Below are 3,755 nucleotides of genomic sequence, written 5' to 3'. Positions count from 1 at the left end.
CGATCTACGCCCGGGTGCTGGGCGTGGAGCGGGTCGGCGCCGACGACTCGTTCTTCGACCTCGGCGGCGACAGCATCTCGTCCATGCGGGTCGTCTCGCAGGCCCGGGAGGCCGGGCTGCGCTGCAAGCCCCGCGACATCCTGGTCGAGCAGACCGTGGACCGGGTGGCCCGCGTCGTCGAGCGCGCCGGCCAGGACGGTCCCGACACGCGGCCGGACGACGACACCGGTCCCGTCGCGGCGACACCGATCATCCGCTGGCTCGACGCCCTGGGGGCGCCGGACGCCGGGTTCAACCAGACCATGCTGTTCCAGGCGCCGCCGGAGGCGGACCTCGACGACGTGGTCGCGCTCCTGGGGGCGCTGCTCGACCGCCACGCGGCGCTGCGGCTGCGGAGGGAGGACGCCGCCGGCGACGGTCCGGTGGGCCTCACGATCCCGCCCGCGGGCTCCGTCGACGCCGCCGCGTGCGTCACCGTCGTCGAGGAGCTGGACGACGCCGCGTTCGACGCCGCGCTGCGCCGGCTCGACCCGCGCGGCGGCGTCATGGCGCACGCCGTGTGGGCGGCGCCCTCCCGCCGGCTGCTGCTGGTCGTGCACCACCTCGCGGTCGACGCCGTCTCCTGGGGCGTCATCCAGCGGGACCTGGCGACGGGCTGGCGGCACCTCTCCGAGGGGCGGGACATCGCCCTGGACGGCGGCGGCACCTCGTTCCGCCGCTGGGCCGCGACGCTGGCCGAGCACGCCACCACGCCGCAGGTCACGGACGCGCTCCCGGCCTGGCAGCGCATCGAGTCGGCCGCCACCCTGCTGCCCGCGCCGCGGCCCGGCGAGGACGCGTGGGCGGGCGTGGAGCAGACGTCCGTCTCGGTCGACGCCGCGCTCACCGAGGTGCTGGTGTCCGAGGCGACCGCGGCCCTGCGCGTCAACGTCGAGGAACTGCTGCTCATCGCGCTCGGCACGGCCCTGGCCCAGCAGCACGGGCACTTCGGCGCGCCCTTCCGCGTCGACGTGGAGGGCCACGGCCGCCGCGACGAGATCGGCGCGGCGACCGACCTGACCGACACCGTCGGCTGGTTCACCGCCAAGCACCCCGTCGCGCTGACCGCGCCGCCGCTGGACGACGAGACCGTCAGGACCGGCGGCCCGGCCCTGGGCGCGTGGCTCAAGGACGCCAAGGAGCAGCTGCGCGCCGTCCCGGACGGGATCACCTACGGCCTGCTCAAGTACCTCCACGACGGCGCGGACCTCCCCGGCGGCGACCCCGCCGTGGGCTTCAACTACCTCGGCCGCCGCAGCACCCCGCGCGCCGGTGAACAGACCGCCGACTGGCGGATCCTCGGGCCGCTGGAGTCCCCCGACGCGCGGCGCTTCGGCTCCCGGACGATGCTGCTCCCGCACACCCTCGACATCAACGCGGTCGTGCTGGACGACGGCGAGCGCCCCGAACTCCACGCCACGTGGAGCTGGGCGGGCACGCGGGTCGACCGCGCCTCCGTCGACGGGCTGCTGGCGCGCTGGCAGGCCGCCCTGGCCGGGATCGCCGCCTACGTGACGAACGGCGGCGGCGGGCTCACGCCGTCCGACGTCCTCCCGGCGGCGCTCACCCAGCGGCAGATCGACCGGCTCGCCCGCATCACGGAGCCGGCCGACATCCTTCCGCTGACGCCCCTCCAGACCGGCCTGCTCTTCCACCGCCGCACCGGCGGCGACGGGCCCGCCGAGTTGTACACCGTGCAGCTGGGCATCGAACTCACCGGCGCGCTGGACGTACCGCGGCTGCGCGAGGCCGTGGACGCGGTCGTGGCCCGCCACCCCAACCTGGTGGCCCGCTTCGTCGCCGACCGGCTCACCGACCCGGTGCAGATCATCCCCCGGCACCCGGCCGTCCCGTGGACCGAGACCGGTCCCGAGACGGACGACGTCCAGGCGCTGCTCGACGCCGAACTGACCGCCTGCGGCAGTCTGGCGGACGAGGCGCCGCTGCGCGTCCTGCTCCGCGCCACGGGCCCCGACCGGCATGAACTCGTGCTGTCCGCGCACCACATCGTGGTGGACGGCTGGTCGATCCAGATCCTGCTCCGGGAGATCTTCGCGGTCTACCGCAAGGAGCCCCTGGCACCCGCCCCCGCCTTCCGCTCCTACGCGGAATGGCTGTCCGCGCAGGACGCGGACGCCGCGCGGCGGCACTGGCGGGAGGTCCTGGCCGGCCTGGAGGCGCCGACGCTGGTGGACCCGGCCGACCGCCCCGGCGCCGGCGCGCGGGCGCTGCTGCGCGCCGACCTCCCGGCCGACGTGACACGTGCCGTGGAGCGGCTGGCCCGGGCGCGGAACACGACCGTGAACATCGTGCTCCAGGCCGCCTGGTCGCGGCTGCTGGGCGTGCTGACCGGCAGCCGGGACGTCGTCTTCGGCACCACGGTCTCGGGCCGTCCCGCGGACCTGCCCGGCAGCGAGTCGGCCGTGGGCATGTTCGTCAACACCGTCCCGGTGCGCGCCCGGACGACCGCGGCGACGACGGCCGCCGAGCTGATCGACTCCCTGCGCGACGCCTACCACGACGGGCTGGACCACCAGTTCACGGCGCTGGCCGAGATCGCGGGCGCCGCGGGCCACGCGCGGCTCTTCGACACGATCTTCGTGTACGAGAACTATCCGCTGGAGGCGTCCGGCGGCCGGCTCGGCACCGAGGAGCTGGGCGTGCGGATCGCGTCGAGCCGCGAGTTCACGCACTACCCCCTCGCCGTGCAGGCGTGGCCCGGGCAGCGGCTGCGGCTCCGCCTGGAGTACCGCACCGACGTCTTCGACGAGCGGACGGCCGGGCGGATCCTGACGTGGCTGGAGACGCTGGTGACCGCCATGGCCGCCGACGCCGGCCGGCCGCTGGCGCTCACGGGCGTCCTCGACGGGGACGAGGCGGCCCGGCTCGACGCGCTCGGGAACCGGTCCGTCCTGGCGGAGCCGGCCGCGTCCGTCTCGGTGCCGGAGCTGTTCGCCGGGCAGGTCGCGCGGACGCCGGACGCGGTGGCACTGACGTTCGAGGACCGCTCGTGGACGTACCGCGAACTGGACGAGAACGCCAACCGCCTGGCCCACCTGCTGGCCGCCCGCGGGGTACGGACCGGAGACGTGGTGGCCCTGCTGCTCCCCCGCTCCGAACACACCCTGACCGCAGTCCTGGCCGTCCTCAAACTCGGCGCGGCCTACCTGCCCATCGACGTCGACAACCCGGACGAACGCGTCGCGTTCGTGCTCCGGGACGCCGCTCCGACGGCCGTGGTCACCACCCCGGACCTGGCCGGCCGAGTCGACGGGAGCCGGGTGGTGTCCGTGACGGACCCGGCGCTCGCCGACCAGCTGGCCGACGGGCTGCCCTTCCCCGACCCCGAGGGCATCGCCTACCTCATCTACACCTCCGGTACCACCGGCGTCCCCAAGGGCGTCGCCGTCACGCACGCCAACGTGGCGCAGCTGTTCACCACGTCGGCACGGACGGCGGAGCTGTCGCCCGGCCAGGTGTGGTCGCTGTTCCACTCCTACGTGTTCGACGTGTCGGTCTGGGAGATGTGGGGCGCCCTGCGGCACGGCGGACGCCTGGACGTCGCCTCCGCGGACGCCGTCCGCTCCCCCGCCGACTTCCACGATCTGCTCGTGCGGGAAGGCGTCACGGTCCTCACCCAGACGCCCTCCGCCCTGGGCCGGATCTCGCCCGAGGGGCTGGAGTCCGTGCGGACGGTCTTCGTGGGCGGCGAGGCG

At 75.2% G+C, this 3,755-nt stretch carries 1 protein-coding gene; it reads left to right on the top strand.

Annotated elements, in window-relative coordinates:
• Nucleotides 1-3,755, top strand: a 3,755-nt coding sequence (locus tag JNW98_RS35000) for a condensation domain-containing protein (protein ID WP_223772303.1), incomplete at both ends; no start/stop codon positions are given.

Source organism: Streptomyces huiliensis (assembly GCF_020037025.1).
GTDB classification, from domain to species: domain Bacteria; phylum Actinomycetota; class Actinomycetes; order Streptomycetales; family Streptomycetaceae; genus Streptomyces; species Streptomyces huiliensis.
This window is presented reverse-complemented; position numbering and strand designations above follow the sequence as displayed.